Raw genomic sequence first — 19,141 nt, 5'->3', positions numbered from 1 at the left:
TGCTGAGGATGACTTCGGGCCGGCGATTGTCAATCGCGGGCGGCGCCGGCGACTGGGATTGGTCCAGCGGTCGTCGGGCTTTCGGCATCTTCAAAGACTAGGACGGCAGTTCCGGACTGAACATCTCGCGCATTTTCTTGAGGTAATGCTCTTCCGAGGTCGTCCAGCGCAACTCCGCGAGGAGTTTGCTGTCCGCGCCGGCGGGATAGCGGATCCTCCGCCCTTCATCCGTCGCTGCCGCAAAGACTGCCTCGGCGACTTCCGCCTCGGTGCAATAAGGGGTTGGATAGTTGGTCATCTTCTCGAAATAGGATTGAGCGAAGGATCCGTAGTCCGCCGGGATCAAATCCTTCATGCGTGCGCCGCTATTGGCGCTGAAGTTCGTGGTCGGCGCATAGCCAGGCTCAACCAGCCGAGCCCTGATGTTGAACGCGTCCAACTCATAGGACAGCGACTCGGTGAAGCCTTCGACGGCGCATTTGCTGGCGGCGTAGATCGCCACGAGCGGCATGATGCCGAGGGTGACGCTCGACGTGACGTTGATGATAACGCCGTGACCCTGTTTGCGCATTTGCGAGATAATGGCGCGGCTGGTCGCGAACACGCCAAAGGTGTTCGTTTCGAAGATCTCGCGCACGGTGCCGTCCGGCGTCGCTTCGACGACCGATGCCAGTCCGACCCCGGCATTGTTGGCGAGCACATCAATCGCACCAAATGCAGCGACACCTGCAGAGATCGCCTTGCTGATACTGCCGGCATCGGTGACATCGAGCGGCAACACCTTGAGACGATCGGAGGAGGCCGCGAACACGCTCGGATCGGGGCGCCGCATCGTCGCGATGACGTTCCAGCCCCGATCGAGGAAGAATTCGGCAACGGACTTGCCATAGCCCGACGATGTGCCGGTAATCAGAATTGTCCTGGTCATTCGGATCTCCATTTTTCTGCCCGCAAGATAGACAAGCAGACAGGACGGTCTATAATCTGGCGTCCGTAAATCATTATCGATCGTCCATATGGATCCTCTCAGCGATGTGATCGCTCTGCTGCGGCCGCACGCCGTGTTCTCAAAGCCGATAACGGGCCGCGGGACATGGGGCGTTCGTTATCCCGCTTATCAGGCGCCGGGCTTCTCCATCGTGCTCGCGGGGCGATGTTGGCTCGCTATCGATGAGGCGGAGCCAGTGCTGCTCGATCATGGAGATTTCGTGCTGCTGGCCACTTCGCCGGCATTTGCGCTGCTGAGCCAACCGGATGCCAAATGCGTTCCGGGCCGGCCTTCACAGGAAGCCGTCCGGCATGGCGATCCAAATGGTGAGCCTGACTTTCAGATGCTTGGAGGCAGCTTCCAGATCGACAAGGTCAATGCGCCGCTTCTGCTCACGCTGCTGCCCAGGATGATCCATATACGCGCTGCGGAAGCCGATACCGGGCGTCTCGCCCGCATCATCGATCTTATCATGGAAGAGTGCGCCGCCGATGGGCCAGGCCGGGAAATGATCCTGGAACGGCTTCTCGAAATCATGCTGGTGGAGGGCCTGCGCTGGCCCGGCATCAGCCAGGATACGCTTCCGGCAGGGTTGCTGTCGGGAATGCGCGATCCAGCCCTGGCTCGAGTCTTGCGCACGTTGCATTCCGACGTTCGCGCCGGATGGACGGTGGCCGAACTCGCGACACTTGCCGGCATGTCGCGATCAGCGTTTGCGGCCAGGTTTTCCGAGACCCTGGGCTGCGCTCCGATGGAATATCTTTCGCGCTGGCGAATGACGCTCGCTCAGGATGCGTTGAGCCGGGGCGGAAGGTCGCTTGACCGCCTCGCCGACGAGATAGGCTATGATTCCGCCAGCGCCTTCAGTACGGCGTTCCGGCGACGCGTGGGATGCTCACCGGGCGCGTTCGCGCGCTCCCACCGGAACGGGGACGCGAAGCAGGCCCTCCAGTAGCACGTTGAAGGCCTTCACGGCCTTTTTCGATGTAGCTTCCGGATCGTCCGAATTGGCGATCCACTGCGCGGCATGCAGCGATGCGCCGCTGACCAGCCTGCCCGCCGCCTCGGGATCGACGTCACGAATGGTTCCTTCATCCCTAAGCTTCCGCAGGCTCTCGGCCATGGACCGGATGCATTCATTCTGGCTCGGCCATTGCGAGGGGTCGCCGAGCACCGCCGGACCGTCGCGAAGCACGATGCGTTGGATTTCCGGCTCAAGCGCCATCTCGATATAGGCCGTGCACTCGTCGACAAAACCCTGCCAGAGATTATCCGCCCTTGCCGAAACGACTTTCAGCCGGGCCAGCATTTCCGCGTCGATCTCGGCGACAACCGCCTGCAGAAGTCCCTTCTTGTCGCCGAAGTGATGATAGAGCGCGCCGCGCGTCAGGCCGGCCGATGCGGTGAAGTCATCCATCGAGGCTTCGACGTAGCCGACAGTGCCAAAGGCCTGGCGCGCCGCGGCGACCAGTTTGGCGCGAGTCTCGGCGATCATCTCTTTGCGCGGTCTGTGCACCATTCACTTTTTCCTTCACATACGTTGCGTATATTAATTGACATACGCCTCGTATGTATCTATCTCTCAATTAGCATACGCCACGTATATAAGTGGCTCCCCCTCAAAAAGCCAGGAGCTTTCCAATGCCCAACCCCTATCGCGAAATCTTCAAGGCAAAGGGAGCCGCGGGTTTCGCGGCCGCGGGCTTCGTTGCTCGCTTGCCGTTCGCCATGGCTCCGATCGGAATCGTCGCGATGCTCTCGCAGACGCATGGCGAATACTGGCTGGCCGGCGCCGTCGCCGCGACATTCGCTCTGGCCAACGCTTTCCTTGCGCCGCAGATATCACGGCTGGTCGACCGGCTCGGCCAGACGCGGATCGTCGTGCCCACCACGGTCATTTCCGTGCTCGCTTTCGCCATCCTGATTATGGCCGCCAACCAGGGCTGGCCGATATGGACGCTGTTCGTGTCCGCACTGCTGGCCGCCGCCATGCCCAGCATTCCCGCAATGGTGCGCGCGCGCTGGACCGAGATTTTTCGCGGTCGTCCCGAGCTCAACACAGCGTTCGCCTTCGAGTCGACGGCGGACGAGTTGGTGTATGTCGCCGGCGCATCGCTGTCGGTCGGACTGAGTGCCGCGCTGTTCCCGGAAGCGGGCATGCTGGTCAGCACCCTGTTCCTCGCCTTCGGCTCGACGGCCTTCATCCTGCAGCGCTCGACCGAGCCGCAGGTGCGACCGGTGGACCATGGCTCGAGCGGCTCGGCCATCCGCCTGCGGCCGGTTCAGATCATCACTTTCGCCCTGATCTTCATCGGCGCGACCTTCGCGACCACCGAAGTAACCACCGTGGCGATCACCGAGGAGCTTGGCCAGCCTGGTGCCGCCAGCCTGGTCATCGGCGTCTATGCGCTGGGATCGTTCGTGGTGGGGATCATCATCGGCGCGCTCAACCTGAAAATGCCGCTGCAGCGCCAGTTGGCAATCGCGATCGCCATCATCGCGCTCACCACCCTGCCGCTGCTGGTCGCCGACACGGTGCCGGCCCTGGCGCTGGCCGTCTTCGTCAGCGGCGTGGCGATCTCGCCGACCTTCATCACCGCGTTCGGCCTGATCGAGCGACATGTGCCAGGGGCGATGCTGACCGAAGGCGTCACCTGGGTGATGACCGGGATAGGCATCGGCATGGCACTCGGCTCCTTCGCCGCCGGCGCGGTGGTGGACGCGTTCGGCGCTGAGAGCGGGTTCTTTGTCTCAGTGGTGGCAGGCACAATCGCATTCGCCACCGTGCTGCTTGGCCAGCGCAGCCTTGCGACGCCGGACTGCGACATGGACGCATGCGAAGCGGCCGCTGTTCCTGCGGAATGATCTGCGAAGCGCCCGGTTTCGAGCGAGCCGGGCGCTATCCCTTGATTGTCGACCGTCTCAGAGAATCTCGGTCTTGGCGATGTGGATGCCAAAACCTTCGAGACCGACATAGTGGCGCTCGCGCGAGGCGATCAGGTTGATCGAGGAGATGCCGAGATCCTTCAGGATCTGGGCGCCGAGGCCGATTTCGCGCCACTCGTTCTCGCGGCGGCGCGCCTCTTCATGGTCCTCGCGGTCGCCACTCGCCGGCCGCTTGCGCTCCTGATGGGCGACACCGACCGAGCCCTCGCGCAGATAGACGATGACGCCGCGTTTGCGCTCGCCCATCGCCTTCATGATGCCGTCCAGCCGGTGGCTGGTGCCGAAGACGTCGCTCACCACATCCTCGGAATGCAGCCGCACCGGCACATCCTCGCCGTCGCGGATGTCGCCGAAGACGATCGCCACATGGTGCATGGAATCCCAGGGCAGCGTGTAGGTGAAGACCTGCGCCTTGCCGCCCGGCGTGTCGATGTCGGAGCAGGCGACGCGCTCGACCAGCGTTTCCTTGCGCTGGCGGTAGGCGATGAGGTCGGCGACCGAAATCTGCTTCAGGCCGTGCTCCTCGGCGAAGGCCTGCACCTGCGGGCCGCGCTTGACGGTGCCGTCATCGTTGACCAATTCGGAAATGACACCGATCGGCGGCAAGCCGGCGAGCTTGCAGAGATCGACCGCAGCCTCTGTATGGCCCGAACGCATCAGCACGCCGCCTTCGCGCGCAATCAGCGGAAAGATGTGGCCGGGGCGGACGAAATCGGAAGCGCCGACATTGCCGTTGGCAAGGTTGCGCACCGTCAGCGTGCGGTCGTCGGCTGAAATGCCTGTTGTCGTGCCGTGCTTGAAGTCGACGCTGACGGTGAAGGCGGTGGTGTGGGCAGAGTCGTTGTCGGCCACCATCGGCTGCAGGTTGAGCCGCTTGGCTTCCTCGCGCGGCATCGGCGTGCAGACGATGCCGGAGGTATTGCGTACGATGAAGGCCATCTTTTCCGGCGTGCAGTGGACGGCTGCGACGATCAGGTCGCCCTCGTTCTCGCGGCCGTCATCATCCATGACGACAACGATCTCGCCGCGCTCGAAGGCGCGCAGGGCTTCGACGATTTTCTTCTGGTCGTAAGGCATTGGCTCGCTTCGCTCGCAGGGAATATGGGAGTAGGGCAGTAAGGCAGTAGGGGAAAGGAAAAAATGGCCGCGTCGGCGGGCAGGCTGACATACTGCCTACTGCCTACTGCCTACTGCCTGTTCCCTGCCCCGTCTGTCCCCTGTGCCGCAGATAGTGATCGGCGATGGCGCAGGCAACCATCGCCTCGCCGATCGGCACGGCGCGGATGCCGACGCACGGGTCGTGCCGGCCCTTGGTCATGATCTCGACGTCTTTGCCGTCCTTGTCGATCGACTTTCGCGGCGTCAGGATCGACGATGTCGGCTTGACGGCGAAACGGGCGACGATCGACTGGCCGGTCGAGATGCCGCCAAGGATGCCGCCGGCATTGTTGGACAGGAAGACCGGTTTGCCGTCATTGCCCATGCGCATCTCGTCGGCATTCTGTTCGCCGGTGATGCGGGCTGCCTCGAAGCCATTGCCGATCTCGACGCCCTTGACGGCGTTGATCGACATCAGGCCCGAAGCAATGTCCTGGTCGAGCTTGGCGTAGATCGGCGCGCCGAGGCCCGCGGGAACGCCGTCGGCGACGATTTCGATGACCGCGCCGACCGAGGAGCCCGACTTGCGAATGCCGTCCAGATACTGCGTGAAGACCGCCACCGATGCCGGGTCCGGGGTGAAGAACGGATTTTCGGTGTCGCCGATGAAATTCCAGTTCCAGTTGGCGCGGTCGATTGATTTTTCGCCCATCGCCACCAGCGCGCCGCGCACCACCATGCCGGGCACGACCTTGCGGGCCAACGCTCCGGCGGCCACCCGCGCCGCCGTCTCGCGGGCCGACGAGCGGCCGCCGCCGCGATAGTCGCGCAGGCCATATTTGACGTCATAGGTGTAGTCGGCATGGCCCGGCCGATACTGGCGGGCGATCTCGCCATAATCCTTGGAGCGCTGGTCGACATTCTCGATTAGCATCGACACCGGCGTGCCGGTGGTGATCATGGTCTCGCCGTCCTCGTCCAGAATGAACCCGGACAGGATCTTGACCTCGTCGGGTTCGCGACGCTGCGTCACAAAACGTGACTGGCCGGGGCGGCGCTTGTCGAGCTCGGCCTGGATATCGGCCTGCGTGAAGCGGATGCCGGGCGGACAGCCGTCGACCACGCAGCCAAGCGCTGCGCCGTGGCTTTCGCCCCAGGTGGTGACGCGGAAAAGATGGCCGAATGTGTTGTGAGACATGAAAAGCTGCCCTGCCCGGCGTTGGAGCCGGCTTAGCACATGACCCCGAAAATCGCTGCGATTTTCGGAAAGGATCATGCGCAAAATCAAAAAATGCTACAGCGTCCTATGCGCGTCCAAGAGGACGCGCGGCGCTGTAGCCTGCCTTCTATTGGCGTTTTCCACGGTGGTCAAACTGTGATCCGGCGGATTTAGTTTTGACACATTCGGTTGGTTTCTGCTTCCCTTGACCGGTCTGTTGAACCCTCGCCGCCATCCTGCCGGCGCAATGATAAGAGGACGATGATGCGTATCCTGATTGGCGCCGCTGCCGCTGCATTGCTGATTTCCACCGCCGCCTTCGCTGGCCAGACCGAAGGCCTGATCAAGAAGGTCGACAAGGACGCGCTGACGCTGACGCTCGACGACGGCAAATCCTACAAGCTGAATGCTGAAACCGACCTCGACGCACTGAAGCCGGGCATGGATATCGTGATCGCCTATGACGTGACGAATGGCGAGAACGTCGTCACTGATATGCAACTGCCGGACAGCGAATCGGCCGAATAGAGTCTTTTCCGCTGATCCATCCCGAAGGCCGGGATGAAGTTCGTTTGACCATGATCTCGCTGCCGCCAGTGGCCGAGATGGGTTATGGAATATTGCCATTGAACCGGCGGGCGGAAACGAGACAGTGCGTCAGAAGCTGCCGTTGAGGCGCTTCTCGAAAGCTGTCTAGCTCGATAGAGCCGATTGCCATCGCCTTAACGTGAATTCCTCACCTGTCCCACGATCCCAACGGTGGCGGACGCACCGCCTAGAGGACCGGACGGGCGTTTGCTTCCTCACAATGTGAGCCGCGCTTTCGGTCGCGCATAATCGGGAATTTTGAAACGTCGTCGATAGGCGCCAGGCGTGAGCCCTGTGACGCGCTTGAAGAGGCGGCGGAAGAAGGCCGGCTCCTCGTATCCGACCTGCCAGCTGATCTCATCGGCAGAAGATTCGGTTCGCTCAAGGCGCCGCTTGGCGTCCTCGATTCTCAGGCGCTGCACGTAGGCGATGGGACTCAAGCCTGTCGCGCTCGTGAAGCGACGCTTGAAGGTGCGCTCGGTAAGTCCGGTGCGCAGGATCATCGCTTCGACGGGATTAGCCACGGAGAAATGCGTGGCGGCCCAATCCTGGGCCGCCTGAATTGCGAGGTCGCCGTGGCCCTTTCGCCCTTCGAAGACCATATAAGGTGCCAGTCCATCTTGATGCCATTGCAGCGCAAAGAGCCGCGCGACATCCTGTGCCGCAGTGGCTCCCACGTGGCGCGCTATCAGGTAGAGCACCAGATCGTGCCAGGTCATGGAGGCGCCGGACGTGATCAGTTCCTCACGCTTGCCGGAGACGACAAGCACACGCTCAGGGTGGATCGGCACCTGCGGGAAGGCGGAAGCAAAGGCCCGAGCATAGCCAAAATGCACCGTGGCATCCATGCCATCGAAGAGCCCCGTCTCGGCGAGCGGGAAGATGCCTGAGCAGGCCGAGCAAAGAAGCGCGCCGCGGCTATGCATGGCGCGAAACCAATCGATCAACTCCGGGTGCTGTCCTTTCGACCAGCCCTGCGGCCCGAGCAGGATCGAGGGGACGATGACTATGTCGGTTGCATCAATGTCCGCCACGCTTCGCTGTACAGTGACAGGGAGGAGGCTGGCGAGTTCCAGCGGGCCTGTCCGGAGTCCCACGATTTCCACTTGGAACGGCCGTGCCTGCAGCGTCTTTCCGGGTGGGTGCAACATGGAGAACGCGTTCATCACGTCGAAAACGCCGGAGAGCGTCGATACCACGGCCTCCGGAATGGCGACGAGGCTCACATGGAGCGTATGAGATCTGGTCGAGGCAGTGTTGTCTCGCAGCATGCCGGCCGTCCCTTCAACAGCGAAAATAGCACCGACGAAACGATGAAGCCATGCCCGCTGTCGGCATAGCAGGCAGGCGGGTTGCCGAGTGATTGCCAACGGGCGTGGCATAAACGGCCCGATTCTGGAGAGTCCGGCTCTGCCGCTCGCCTTCTGTCCTGTGATGTATGGGCAGCCTCAGATTTCTCTGGGTTAGCAAAACAGGAGAGCAGCAAATGGAACACACCCACAGCAATGTCGATTCCGCGAAACTTGACGCGCTGGTTGCACGCGCATTCGGCGATCTTTCGGCCGGCTATGGCGGCGTGATGATCAGCCTCGGCCACCGGCTCGGCCTGTACAAGGCCATGGCCGGGGCCGGCCCGCTCAGCGCGCGTGAGCTTGCCACCCGCGCCGACTGCGCCGAGCGTTATGTGCGCGAGTGGCTCAACGCACAGGTTGCCGGCGGCTATGTGGCCTACCACCCGGTCAGCGACACTTACGAGCTGACGCCGGAGCAGACGATGGTCCTTGCAGACGAGGACAGCCCCGCCTTCTTCCCTAACGCCTGGGCCGTCCCCGCATCGATGTGGGCCGACGAGAACAAGGCCATAGAGGCATTCCGCACCGGCAACGGCATACCCTGGGGCGACCATGACGGGCGGCTCGCCTGCGGGGTCGCGGGTTTCTACCGCAACGCCTACAAGGCAAGCTTGGTCCCCGAATGGCTGCCGGCCCTCGACGGAATCGTCGACAAGCTCAAGGCTGGCGCCCTGGTGGCCGATATCGGCTGCGGCCACGGCCATTCGACGGTGCTGATGGCGGAGGCCTTTCCGGCCTCGCGGTTCCGCGGTTTCGACACGCACCAGCAATCGCTTGCGGAAGCTCGGACGGTTGCTGCCGAGGCTGGCGTTTCGGAGCGGGCGACCTTCGCGGCGGCGCGGGCCGACAACTATCCCGGCAAGGACTACGACCTGATCTGCTTCTTCGATGCTCTGCACGATATGGGCGATCCGCTTGGCGCGGCAGAGCATGCCGCCAAGGCGCTTGCGCCAGACGGCGCCGTGATGCTGGTGGAGCCCTTCGCCAATGACCGGGTCGAAGACAACATCTCGCCGGTAGCCAGGTTGTACTACGCCGCCTCCACGACGATCTGTTGCGCGCACGCAATCTCCGAAGGCGGCCATCTGGTGCTCGGCGCGCAGGCCGGCGAGAAGCGGCTGGCGGATGTGTTCCGCAAAGCTGGCTTCAATCGCTTCCGCCGCGCTCTCGCGACGCCGTTCAACCTCATCCTCGAGGCACGGCTCTGATCTGCCGGATCTGCGGCATTTGAGGAAAACTTCGTGACGACCGGGCTCGCACGGATGGACGATCACCTCCCCCGATCCTGCGACCAATCGCAACCTATCAACCTATAAAGGATACGACCATGAGCATTTTCGAAAACCCGGCCAGGCGGCGATGGAGCCTCGCTCGTTTCGCTGCCGCGCTTCGCGCGCGTCGAACCGCGCGGCTTCTCGACGACATCTCGGACAGCCAGTTGAAGGATATCGGCCTGTCGAGATCGGACATCAGGCGGGTTATCCGCGGGCGCTGAGCCCGTCGCGCTCGGACGCTTCTGCGCCCGCGCGCCTGACATCGCTTTTCTACGAGATCTCCGGATTTCGGTTCGGAACCAGACGCCGGTCGCAAGAGCCGGGCGATTCCTGCCCGCTGTGCGAAGGGCGCGGAGACGGGCGATTTTTTCCCTTCATCCCAAACACAAAGACAAGGAAACCGGCCTATGAAAAAGACACTTACCACCGCGGCGCTTATCGCCGCGACCGTCCTGTTCGCCGCATCCTCCGCCGCCGCGCAGCAACTGCCGACCGCCGAGGAGACCTACAAGGAAATCGAGGCGACAATTGGCACGGTGCCTACTCACCTCAAAGCCTATCCGAAATCGGCGATTGCCGGCGCCTGGGCCATGACTAAGGGCCTTGACTTCGGCGACGAAGGCAACGCGCTCGAACCGAAGGTGAAGTCGCTCATCAACCTTGCTGTGGCGGCGCAGATCCCATGCCGCTACTGCATCTGGCTTGAAACCAAGATGGCGAAGGATCGTGGCGCAACAAACGAGGAGGTCGCCGAGGCTGTTGCGCTCGCAGGATATGTCCGTCACTGGAGCACAGTTCTGAACGGGATGCAGATCGATTTCGAGACCTTCAAAACCGAATTTGGTGGCGATTGATGCTTGGCGGCGCCCGGTCTTTCCCGCCGGGCGCCGCCTCCCCTTTAGCTCGTGTCAGATGTGCGACACGCCGTGTGGCGCGAGCTCGCGAACCAGGATGCCGGTCACTCCTCGCAGGTAGCGGCCGAGGTCGCATTGGTCGTCAGCCCCGGTAGGCGCGCTCAAGGCGAAATGGCGGCTGGCCAAAAGGACACGCAACGACCCGCTGACGCACAGGGCTTAAAGCGACGGCGCAACCGAGCCTCGCCCAAAATTAGAATTCTGCCGTCGGCGCTGCTCATGGCGCACCGGATTTTTCAACAATGTCGGCTGAATTCGATCGTTCACGGCGATTGGATTTCGACCCTAAAGCCACTCCAGGCGCCAGCCTTCCAGCCGGAGCAAGCGGTCTTGCGGCACTTCCATGCTGACCGCATCTTGCGCGGACATTCCAAGCACCAGGCGGAACAGCGCCCGCACGACACCACCATGGGTCACGCAGACCGTGTTGCGATCGAGTGCGTCGAACCATGGCTTCACCCGTTCGAACAGCATCTGGTAGCTTTCGGCGCCCTCGCCGGGCGGCTGGAAATTCCATTTGTCGAGGCGGCGCTGCCTGGTCGAGCCGGGATCCTTGGCCTCAAGTTCGGCAAAGGTGAAACCCTGCCAGTCGCCAAAGCTCAACTCTACAAGCAGCGGCTCTGTGCGATAGGCGTGCGGATCGAGCTTCATCGCCGCACGGATGCGTTCCATTGTCTCGAGCGTCCGCCTCATCGGGCTGGCGACAAAGTCGAAATCGCGGGGGTTATGGACGAGTTCGGCCAGCCGACGGCCGTTACGGGTCGCCTGCTGGCGGCCGAGCGCATTGAGGTCGGTGTCGGCCTGCCCCTGCAGCCGGGCCTCGGCGTTCCACTCCGTCTGGCCATGGCGCGCGATGTAGACGAGCGGATACATCAGGTCTTCCGGGTGAGATCGGGAGCAGACAGGCAGGGTTGGTGTTCGTGGAAGGAACTAGTCCTTGACGGTCGAAATGTCGGGTGCGTCGACGGCCTTCATGCCGACGACATGGTAGCCGGAATCGACATGGTGGATTTCGCCGGTGACGCCGCGCGAAAGGTCGGACAGGAAATACACGGCGGAGTCACCGACTTCCTCCTGGGTAACCGTCTGCTTCAGCGGCGAATTGTATTCGTTCCACTTCAGGATGTAGCGGAAATCGCCGATGCCGGAGGCGGCAAGCGTCTTGATCGGACCTGCGGAGATGGCGTTGACACGGATCTTCCTGGCGCCGAGGTCGACGGCCAGATAGCGCACGCTGGCTTCGAGTGCCGCCTTGGCGACACCCATGACGTTGTAGTGCGGCATCACCTTTTCCGCGCCATAGTAGGTCAGCGTCAGCAGCGAGCCGCCCTCGCTCATCAGCGCCTCGGCGCGCTTGGCGATGGTGGTGAAGGAATACACCGAAATGTCCATGGTGCGCAGGAAATTGTCGCGCGTCGTCTCGACATAACGGCCGGTCAGCTCGTCCTTGTCGGAAAAGGCGATGGCGTGGACCAGGAAGTCGAGCTTGCCCCAATGCTTGGCGATATCGGCGAACACGGCATCGAGGCTTGCCGGGTCGGTCACGTCGCAATGGCCGGCGACATGCGCGTTGAGCTCGGCCGCCAGCGGCTCGACGCGCTTCTTGAACGCCTCGCCCTGATAGGTGAGCGCGATCTCGGCGCCATGGTCGACACAGGCCTTGGCGATGCCATAGGCGATCGACCGATTGTTCGCGACGCCAAGGATAAGCCCGCGTTTGCCGGCCATAATGCCCTGTCCACCCGCCATGTGAGCTCTCTCCGCAAGATTTTCTGCTTTGTGGAGTGCCCTATCGCACAGGCACAGGGCCCCTTCAAGCGTGCAAAACGGACAGTTCGGGGGACAAAAGCGTCGCTCTACAGCGCCGAGCGTGCTTTTTGAATAAGCAAAAGGATGCCGCAGCACTCAATCCCGGGCATGATCCCTGCGAAAATCGGAACCGAACTTTGTTACACTAACCCTTCGATTCGGGTAAGGCGCTAGCGCTTTCGGTTGCGCAGCAGCGCTTCGAGATCGCTGTCGCCGCCTTCCGGCAGCATCAGCCGCACATGCGCATAGAGATCGCCATGACCGCCGGCTTTTTCCGGCAGGCCCCTGCCCTTCAGCCGCAGCACCTTGTCCGAGCTCGACCAGGCGGGGATGTTGACTGCCAGCTTGCCGGTCGGCGTCTCGACCGCCACCTTGGCGCCAAGCACCGCATCGGCCAGCGCCACCGGCAGATCGGCATGGAGGTCGCGGCCATCGACACGATAACGCGGATGCCGCCGAAAGCGGATCTTGACCAGCGCATCGCCGGGCTGTCCCGGTCCTTGCTCGCCCTGGCCCTTCAGCCGGATGGTCTGGCCGTCCTCGACATAGGCCGGTAGCTTGACCGCGACCTTGCGGCCGTCCGGAAACATCGCCGTCACCTTCTCCGCGGTCGCCGCTTCTTCGATGGTGATGTCGAGCGTTACGTTGAGGTCGGGGGCCGACTGCGCCTGCCGGCGGTCGCCCGAGCCGGCGCCGCGCGCTCCCGAGAAGGCATCGCCAAAGATCTGGCTGAAGATATCGCTGTTGCCGTCGAACGGATCGCCGCCGGGACGGCCGGAGCGAAACTCGAATCGTGAACCGGCTGGTCCCTGCTGCCGGCGAAAGCCGGAAAAAGGATCGCCGCCGCCCGCGGCACCCTCGAAACCCTGGAAACGCGGCTTGCCGTCGGCGTCGATCTCGCCGCGATCGAAAGCCGCACGCGTCTTCTCGTCGCCGACGATCTCGTAAGCCTGGTTGGCGGCGGCAAAACGGTCCTTCGCCTTGGGATCATTCGGATTCTGGTCCGGATGATGCTTCTTGGCGAGTTTGCGGTACGCCGATTTTATGTCCTTGGCCGATGCGTTCTTGGCAACGCCCAGAACCTCATAGGGGTCGCGCATGCTTCCTGCCTGCAAGAGGGTGTGAGTCCACGATTGCCACCTATATGCGCTCGCATAGGAAGAAATTCCAGTGGCGAGTGGCGATAATGATGGCTGAAAATCAGAGCGCCTTGAAGTCCCGCATGCGCCAAGCGCCGGCGCCGGCCAGGCAGACCTCGCCCTTGAACAGAGCGACGCCGTCGAAGCTTTCGCGCGACGCAGTGAAGCGGCGGCACGTCTGGCCGTTGTCCCTGGACTCCGCCAGTTCGGTAATGGAGCCGCGCGAACCGGTATCGGCATTCGCCCAGGGAACGGCCTGCCCGCCGAGCTGCTCGATATCGGCGGAAGATACCGCATTGCCGATCGTCGTCTGGTCCGAGGCGCGGTTCTGATCGATCGGCGAACCGGTGGGTGACGTGCTGCTGGTCAGGATCGTGCGGTCGACCTCGGCCTGCTCCAGACTGAAGCCACCGCCACCGCAGGCGGCCAGCGGCAAGGCGACCAGAACGATCGCGGCTTTGGCGCTGGCCGAAGCAAATACGCTGCGTTGCCCGCTGTCAAAAGCTTGCGCGATACGCGACAATCGGCAATCTCCCCAGCCAGCGATTAAGATTTGGAAAAACTATGAGCGAAACCGGGTTAACAAGCGGTGACTTTACCGAGGTCGCCGAGCCGTTCCGCCTTTTTGCCGCATGGCTCGAGGACGCGACGAAGAGCGAGATCAATGATGCCAACGGCGTGGCGCTGGCGACCGTCGATGCCGAGGGCATGCCGGATGTGCGAATGGTGCTGCTCAAGGGGTTCGATGAAAGCGGGTTTGTCTTCTATACGAATTTCGAGAGCGCCAAGGGCCGCGAGATTCTTGGCAACATGAAGGCGGCGATGTGCTTCCACTGGAAGTCGCTGCGCCGGCAGGTGCGCGTGCGCGGACCGGTGGAAATCGTCACCGAGGCGGAAGCTGATGCCTATTATGCAACGCGTCCGCGCGGCAGCCGCATCGGCGCCTGGGCATCGAAGCAATCGCGGCCCCTGGAAAGCCGCTTCGCGCTGGAAAAGGCCGTTGCCGAATACACCGCGCGCTATCCGATTGGCGAGATCCCACGGCCAAAATACTGGTCGGGCTTCCGCATCGTGCCGCAGACGATCGAGTTCTGGCACGATCGGCCGTTCCGGCTGCACGACCGCATTGTCTTTTCCCGCAATACCCAAGGCGGCTGGGACAAGACGAGGCTTTATCCGTAGCAGGTTTTCCAAGATCGTGCGGCAAGACAGGATCCTATGCCGCGCCAATCGCAAAAGAGGTGATCCATGAGCCTGTTCCTGGCCTTTCTCGGCGTCTCGTTCGTCATCCTCGCCACGCCCGGACCAGACACGGCCATCACCATCCGCAACGCACTTCTCGGTGGCCGCGCCGGCGGCGTGTTCACCGCGCTCGGCATCGCCGGCGGCCAGACGATCTGGGCGCTGGCCACCAGTGCCGGCATTGTCGCCCTGCTCGTGGCTTCCGAACCGCTTTTCCTCGCCGTCAAATATGCGGGTGCTGCCTATCTGATCTATCTCGGCGTCAAGGCGCTGCAAGAGGCTTGGCGGCCGTCCCATCAGGCGGAGGGGGCGGCCATCGCCAAACCTTCGCGGCGGCTGACGGCGGCAAGCGCCTTTCGCCAGGGCCTGATCAGCGATCTCTCCAATCCGAAGATGGCGGTGTTCTTCGCCAGCCTTTTGCCCCAGTTCGTGCCGCCCGGTGGGGAAAGCTTCGCGGCATTGCTTGGTCTGGGAGCAGTCTTTGCCGTCATGACCTTCGTCTGGCTGACGCTTTACGCGACGGTCGTCGCCAAGGCGGGCGATTTCTTGCGCCGGCCATCGATCCGCCGCGTCATCGAGGGCGTGACCGGAGTGGTGCTGATCGGGCTCGGCATTCGTATTGCAACCGAGCACCGGTAGGAGCCCAGCCTATCCTTTTTTCCTGGTCATGAAGGCCATCAGCGCAGCGCGCGCCTCGTCGGATTTCAGACGCTCGCGGAAATGCTCGCTCTCCTCGCCGATGCGGGCGACAAGGTCTTCGCGGGAGCCTCGCATCAGGTCGCGCGCGATCTTCAGCGCCTGCGGCGGCTTGGCGGCGATCCGGGCGGCGGCGGCGAGAACCGACGTTTCGAGCGCCTCTTCTGCGACCACCTCGTAGATCAGCCCGGCGGCCTTCGCCCGCTCGGCCGAAAACCCTTCGCCGAGCCCAAGCAGCGCGAAAGCGCCTTGCCGGCCGAGCACCTGCGGCGCGAGCAGGCTGGACCCCGCCTCGGGTACAAGGCCGAGATCGACGAAGGGCGTGCGGAACAGGGTGCGCGGCGTGGCAAAGGTCAGGTCACAATGCAAATTGAGTGTGGTGCCGATACCGACCGCGATGCCGTCGACGCCGGAGACTATGGGTTTTTCCACTTTGGCCAGCGCCATCAGGAAATCCCAGACCTCGGTGCCACCCTCGCCGCCGGTGGCGACAACCATGAAATCGGTCAGATCGTTGCCAGACGAGAAGGCGCCGGGCACGCCCAAAAAGACATGGACGCGGACCGCCTGATCGGCGTCGCCCTCGGCAAGGGCGGCCGACATTTTCGCGTACATGGCCCGCGTCAAGGCGTTCTTCTTGTCCGGGCGGTTCATGCGGATGATCTGGATGGCGCCCTGGCGCTCGACGAGGATATGGTCTGTCACGGCTTTTCCTTGGAACATCAGGGGTTGAAAAATTCAGACGGAAATCAGTGCCTTGCCGGCGTCGGCAAGGCTGTCGGCGCCGCCAATGACACGCTCCTTCAGCGCGCGCACCTCGCCAAGCAGGTTTTCGGCAAAGAAGCGGCACAGCGGCACGCGGCTTTGGTCGGCAAGCCCGCCGCGCGCCAGATAGGCGCCGCCGGCGGTAAGCGAGAACAGTTTGAGATAAGGCGTGGCGCCGGCCAGTGCGGCGTCCGAACGACCGTCGGCGAGCAGCTTTTGCAGGAAGCGCGTCGCTTCAGTGAGGTCGTCCAGAGCCTGGTCGAGGATATCCGCCGTGCGGCCAAACCCCTTGAGGTTCGACGTCCGAACGGCATTGGCCATCGCCGCCAGTTCGGCGATGTAGCCATGCACGTGCTCGCCGCCGCCAAGCGGCAGCTTGCGCGCCACCAGGTCGATCGCCTGGATGCCATTGGTGCCTTCATAGATCGGTGCGATGCGCGCGTCGCGATAGAGCGCCGCCGCGCCCGTCTCCTCAATGAAACCCATACCGCCATGCACCTGCAGCCCAAGCGAGGCAACCTCGACGCCGACATCCGTGGAGAAGGCCTTGGCCAGCGGTGTCAAAAGATTGGCGCGGTCGCGCCAATGCGCAGCGTCGCCGTCCGAGACGCGTGCGCAATCGATGGCATGCGCGCAGGAATAGCTGATGGCTCGCGCAATCTGCGTCAGCGCCTTCATGGTCAAGAGATTGCGCTGCACGTCGGGGTGATGAACGATCGGCGCCATGCCAGGCCCGTCATAGGTCGCAGCCTTGCCTTGCCGGCGTTCATTGGCATAGGCGATCGCCTTCTGCGTAGCCATCTCAGCGACCGCGACGCCCTGCATGCCGACGGCAAGGCGGGCATTGTTCATCATGGTGAACATGCAGGCGAGGCCCTTGTTCTCCTCGCCGATCAGCCAGCCGATCGCGCCAGGCGAGGCCCCTTCGAAACCATCGCCATAGATCATGGTGCAGGTGGGCGAAGCGTGGATACCCAGCTTGTGTTCCAGCCCGGAGCAGAAGACGTCGTTGCGCACGCCGAGCGTGCCATCGTCGCCAACCAAGAATTTCGGCACCAGGAACAGCGAAATGCCGCGCGTACCGGCCGGCGCGTCGGGCAGCCGCGCCAGCACCAGATGGACGATGTTGTCGGTGAAGTCGTGCTCGCCATAGGTGATGAAAATCTTCTGGCCGAAGATGCGGTAGGTGCCGTCGCCGGCCGGTTCGGCGCGGGCGCGCAGCGCGGCGAGATCCGAGCCCGCCTGCGGCTCGGTCAGGTTCATCGTGCCCATCCATTCGCCGGAGACGAGCTTTTCGAGATATGTCGCCTTCAGCGCCGGCGAAGCATGCTTATCGAGCGCTTCGACCGCGCCCATGGTCAGCGTCGGAGCGATGCCGAAGGCCATGGCGGCTGAGTTCCACATTTCGAGCGCGGCAACGCCGAGCATGGTCGGCAGGCCCTGGCCACCAAATTCTTCTGAGGCGGACAGCGCGTTCCAGCCGCCATCGATCCAGCGGCGATAAAGCGCCTTCCAGCCGGGCGGCGTGGTGACGGTCGCATCCTTCAGCACAGCACCTTGTTCGTCACCGATCTTGTAGAGCGGCGCCACCTCCTCGCTGGCAAAGCGGCCGGCTTCCGCCAGAATGGCATCGACCAGGTCCTCGCCGAGCTCGCCAAAGGTGCCTGCGTCGAGCGCCGGCTTCAGGCCAGCGACGTGCTTCAACGTGAAGGCGATATCCTCGACCGGTGCCCGATACATGCCGCTTGTCCTCCTCAAACTGGCGGATCAACCTAAGTCTGCTGGCGACGCAAAACCATCGGTCTTTGGGTCGCCCCTCCATCTTCTTTTTACGTAAACGTCAAATTTTGTCACGCGGATTTTGCAAATGCCGCGGCGCAGGTTAAATTCGCCAAAGCTGGATCCGGCGCATGCCCCTGGATCGGAAGCCCGCCATACTGGCCAGACTGCGGCCTGCCCTATCGGGCGACCGGTTTTGCCTACCATAAGGGCAATATCGAGAACGGCGCCGCCTATTGGTCGGATCGCGGCATCCTGTGTTCGCCGCAATGGTCGCTGGCCCATCACCGCAAGCGCGCGGCCGAGGGCACACTGCCGCAGGCGCCAGCGCCCGACCCGTTCGAAATCCAGCCGCTCTCGCGCCGTTGATCGCCGACCGGCGGCCATACCGAGGCCTCTTGATATGTACGGCTATATACCGTACATATCCGCATCAGAGGTGACTGTGATGCCAAACCAACAAACCCGTACCGCCCGTCTCGAAGCTCGTATTTCGCCGGATATGCTGAACGTGGTGAAACGTGCCGCCGAAATCCAAGGCCGCAGTGTCAGTGACTTCGTGGTCGCAGCCGCTCAAGAGGCGGCGCAGCGCACTATCGAGAATACCGCCATTTTGCGTATTTCCATCGAGGATCAGCGCGCCATGATGGAGGCGATTCTCAATCCGCCCGAGCCCAATGACGCGCTGCGCAAAGCCGCCGACGCTCACAAACGGCTTGTCGTCGAGTCGCGTTGAATTTCGCCCTCATCATCGAACCGCTCGACGGCTCGCATGATCGCAAGGCGTTCAACTGCGGGGTGTTGGCGCTCGACCGCTACATCCGGGAACAAGCCAGCCAGGATGTCAAACGCCGAGTCGGCAATTGCTTTGTTGCCGTGGATCGCAATGCAGGCGCCATTGCCGGGTACTACACTTTGGCGGCGTCGAGCATACCGGTCGCGTCCTTGCCTGAAGACCAGGCAAAACGCCTGCCGCATTATCCGATCCTGCCCGCCATATTGATCGGCAGGCTGGCGGTCGATACCCGATACCAAGGGCAGCGGATCGGGTCGGCGCTGATCGTGGATGCGCTACGACGCAGCATTAGTGCTGCTCCTGCATCCTTCGCGTTGATTGTCGATGCCAAGGATGACCAGGCGGTCGCTTTCTATCGCAAGCATGGCTTTACCCCATTTCAGAGCCGCCCGCTTTCACTGTTCCTGCCCATAGCAACTGCATTGAAGCTATTTGACTGACAATCATGCTCGTCGCTTTGCTCTCAAAGGTATCACAATGATCGTTTCGCCAACCCCAACTCAGCCTCTTGCGGATCCGAAGCTTTTCCTTAACCA

At 62.7% G+C, this 19,141-nt stretch carries 22 protein-coding genes; 11 read left to right on the top strand and 11 right to left on the bottom strand.

Features of this window, described 5'->3' with window-relative positions; all coding sequences use genetic code 11:
• Window positions 1–97 precede the first annotated feature (97 nt).
• Window positions 98–928, bottom strand: a complete 831-nt coding sequence (locus tag OHD62_RS29260; RefSeq protein WP_263790329.1) for an SDR family oxidoreductase — start codon at window positions 926–928, stop codon at window positions 98–100.
• A gap of 88 nt (window positions 929–1,016) precedes the next feature.
• Here OHD62_RS29260 and OHD62_RS29255 point away from each other — a divergent pair, with 88 nt between their 5' ends.
• Window positions 1,017–1,943, top strand: coding sequence for an AraC family transcriptional regulator (locus OHD62_RS29255; RefSeq protein WP_263790328.1), 927 nt, complete (start codon window positions 1,017–1,019; stop codon window positions 1,941–1,943).
• On the opposite strand, the gene OHD62_RS29250 is transcribed toward OHD62_RS29255, so the two are convergent.
• Window positions 1,884–2,504, bottom strand: a complete 621-nt coding sequence (locus OHD62_RS29250) for a TetR/AcrR family transcriptional regulator (protein WP_263790694.1) — start codon at window positions 2,502–2,504, stop codon at window positions 1,884–1,886. The genes OHD62_RS29255 and OHD62_RS29250 overlap by 60 nt on opposite strands.
• Window positions 2,505–2,629: 125 nt before the next feature.
• On the opposite strand from OHD62_RS29250, the gene OHD62_RS29245 reads away from it, so the two are divergent.
• Window positions 2,630–3,853, top strand: a complete 1,224-nt coding sequence (locus OHD62_RS29245; protein WP_263790327.1) for an MFS transporter — start codon at window positions 2,630–2,632, stop codon at window positions 3,851–3,853.
• Window positions 3,854–3,910: 57 nt separating this feature from the next.
• Here the strand turns inward: OHD62_RS29245 and ribB are convergent, their stop codons facing one another.
• On the bottom strand, window positions 3,911–5,011 hold the full coding sequence (gene ribB / locus OHD62_RS29240; RefSeq protein ID WP_263790326.1) for a 3,4-dihydroxy-2-butanone-4-phosphate synthase: 1,101 nt from the start codon (window positions 5,009–5,011) through the stop codon (window positions 3,911–3,913).
• Between the two features lie 103 nt (window positions 5,012–5,114).
• On the bottom strand, window positions 5,115–6,230 hold the full coding sequence (gene aroC, locus OHD62_RS29235) for a chorismate synthase (RefSeq protein ID WP_263790324.1): 1,116 nt from the start codon (window positions 6,228–6,230) through the stop codon (window positions 5,115–5,117).
• A 285-nt stretch (window positions 6,231–6,515) separates the two neighbouring features.
• On the opposite strand from aroC, the gene OHD62_RS29230 reads away from it, so the two are divergent.
• Window positions 6,516–6,779, top strand: coding sequence for a DUF1344 domain-containing protein (locus OHD62_RS29230; RefSeq protein WP_263790322.1), 264 nt, complete (start codon window positions 6,516–6,518; stop codon window positions 6,777–6,779).
• Window positions 6,780–7,054: 275 nt separating this feature from the next.
• Here OHD62_RS29230 and OHD62_RS29225 read toward each other — a convergent pair whose 3' ends face one another.
• On the bottom strand, window positions 7,055–8,110 hold the full coding sequence (locus OHD62_RS29225; RefSeq protein ID WP_263790318.1) for a GlxA family transcriptional regulator: 1,056 nt from the start codon (window positions 8,108–8,110) through the stop codon (window positions 7,055–7,057).
• Between the two features lie 215 nt (window positions 8,111–8,325).
• On the opposite strand from OHD62_RS29225, the gene OHD62_RS29220 reads away from it, so the two are divergent.
• The 3 genes from OHD62_RS29220 to OHD62_RS29210 all read left to right on the top strand — a co-directional run bounded on the left by OHD62_RS29220 (window position 8,326) and on the right by OHD62_RS29210 (window position 10,319).
• On the top strand, window positions 8,326–9,399 hold the full coding sequence (locus OHD62_RS29220) for a class I SAM-dependent methyltransferase (RefSeq protein WP_263790317.1): 1,074 nt from the start codon (window positions 8,326–8,328) through the stop codon (window positions 9,397–9,399).
• Between the two features lie 119 nt (window positions 9,400–9,518).
• A complete protein-coding gene (locus tag OHD62_RS29215; protein ID WP_263790316.1) occupies window positions 9,519–9,686 on the top strand; it encodes a DUF1127 domain-containing protein in 168 nt (55 codons plus the stop codon).
• 186 nt (window positions 9,687–9,872) lie between these two features.
• Entirely contained in the window at window positions 9,873–10,319 is a 447-nt protein-coding gene (locus OHD62_RS29210) for a carboxymuconolactone decarboxylase family protein (protein WP_263790314.1), read from the top strand.
• Window positions 10,320–10,664: 345 nt separating this feature from the next.
• Here the strand turns inward: OHD62_RS29210 and OHD62_RS29205 are convergent, their stop codons facing one another.
• The 4 genes from OHD62_RS29205 to OHD62_RS29190 all read right to left on the bottom strand — a co-directional run bounded on the left by OHD62_RS29205 (window position 10,665) and on the right by OHD62_RS29190 (window position 13,850).
• Window positions 10,665–11,252 carry a histidine phosphatase family protein gene (locus OHD62_RS29205; protein ID WP_263790313.1) on the bottom strand — a complete coding sequence of 196 codons (588 nt, stop codon included), beginning with the start codon at window positions 11,250–11,252 and terminating at the stop codon, window positions 10,665–10,667.
• Between the two features lie 57 nt (window positions 11,253–11,309).
• On the bottom strand, window positions 11,310–12,128 hold the full coding sequence (fabI, locus tag OHD62_RS29200; protein WP_263790310.1) for an enoyl-ACP reductase FabI: 819 nt from the start codon (window positions 12,126–12,128) through the stop codon (window positions 11,310–11,312).
• A 230-nt stretch (window positions 12,129–12,358) separates the two neighbouring features.
• Entirely contained in the window at window positions 12,359–13,288 is a 930-nt protein-coding gene (locus OHD62_RS29195) for a J domain-containing protein (protein WP_263790308.1), read from the bottom strand.
• A gap of 100 nt (window positions 13,289–13,388) precedes the next feature.
• The gene (locus tag OHD62_RS29190; protein ID WP_263790306.1) at window positions 13,389–13,850 is read right to left on the bottom strand and encodes an RT0821/Lpp0805 family surface protein; all 462 of its coding nucleotides are present in this window, start codon (window positions 13,848–13,850) and stop codon (window positions 13,389–13,391) included.
• 41 nt (window positions 13,851–13,891) lie between these two features.
• On the opposite strand from OHD62_RS29190, the gene pdxH reads away from it, so the two are divergent.
• On the top strand, window positions 13,892–14,509 hold the full coding sequence (pdxH, locus tag OHD62_RS29185) for a pyridoxamine 5'-phosphate oxidase (RefSeq protein WP_263790305.1): 618 nt from the start codon (window positions 13,892–13,894) through the stop codon (window positions 14,507–14,509).
• 66 nt (window positions 14,510–14,575) lie between these two features.
• A complete protein-coding gene (locus tag OHD62_RS29180; protein WP_263790303.1) occupies window positions 14,576–15,208 on the top strand; it encodes a LysE family translocator in 633 nt (210 codons plus the stop codon).
• A gap of 9 nt (window positions 15,209–15,217) precedes the next feature.
• Here the strand turns inward: OHD62_RS29180 and OHD62_RS29175 are convergent, their stop codons facing one another.
• Together OHD62_RS29175 and OHD62_RS29170 are read right to left on the bottom strand one after the other, a co-directional pair.
• A complete protein-coding gene (locus OHD62_RS29175; protein ID WP_263790302.1) occupies window positions 15,218–15,970 on the bottom strand; it encodes a crotonase/enoyl-CoA hydratase family protein in 753 nt (250 codons plus the stop codon).
• 33 nt (window positions 15,971–16,003) lie between these two features.
• On the bottom strand, window positions 16,004–17,770 hold the full coding sequence (locus OHD62_RS29170; RefSeq protein ID WP_263790301.1) for an acyl-CoA dehydrogenase: 1,767 nt from the start codon (window positions 17,768–17,770) through the stop codon (window positions 16,004–16,006).
• Between the two features lie 180 nt (window positions 17,771–17,950).
• Here OHD62_RS29170 and OHD62_RS29165 point away from each other — a divergent pair, with 180 nt between their 5' ends.
• From OHD62_RS29165 to OHD62_RS29155, 3 genes are all read left to right on the top strand, one after another.
• Window positions 17,951–18,178, top strand: coding sequence for a hypothetical protein (locus tag OHD62_RS29165; protein WP_263790692.1), 228 nt, complete (start codon window positions 17,951–17,953; stop codon window positions 18,176–18,178).
• A gap of 79 nt (window positions 18,179–18,257) precedes the next feature.
• A complete protein-coding gene (locus tag OHD62_RS29160; protein ID WP_263790300.1) occupies window positions 18,258–18,545 on the top strand; it encodes a DUF1778 domain-containing protein in 288 nt (95 codons plus the stop codon).
• A complete protein-coding gene (locus OHD62_RS29155; protein ID WP_263790298.1) occupies window positions 18,542–19,045 on the top strand; it encodes a GNAT family N-acetyltransferase in 504 nt (167 codons plus the stop codon). The genes OHD62_RS29160 and OHD62_RS29155 overlap by 4 nt, the downstream gene beginning before the upstream one ends.
• Window positions 19,046–19,141: the final 96 nt, after the last annotated feature.

Source organism: Mesorhizobium sp. YC-39 (assembly GCF_025753795.1).
Classification (GTDB): Bacteria; Pseudomonadota; Alphaproteobacteria; order Rhizobiales; family Rhizobiaceae; genus Mesorhizobium.
Note: the sequence above shows the minus strand (reverse complement) of the source record. Positions and strands in the feature narration are given on the sequence as shown.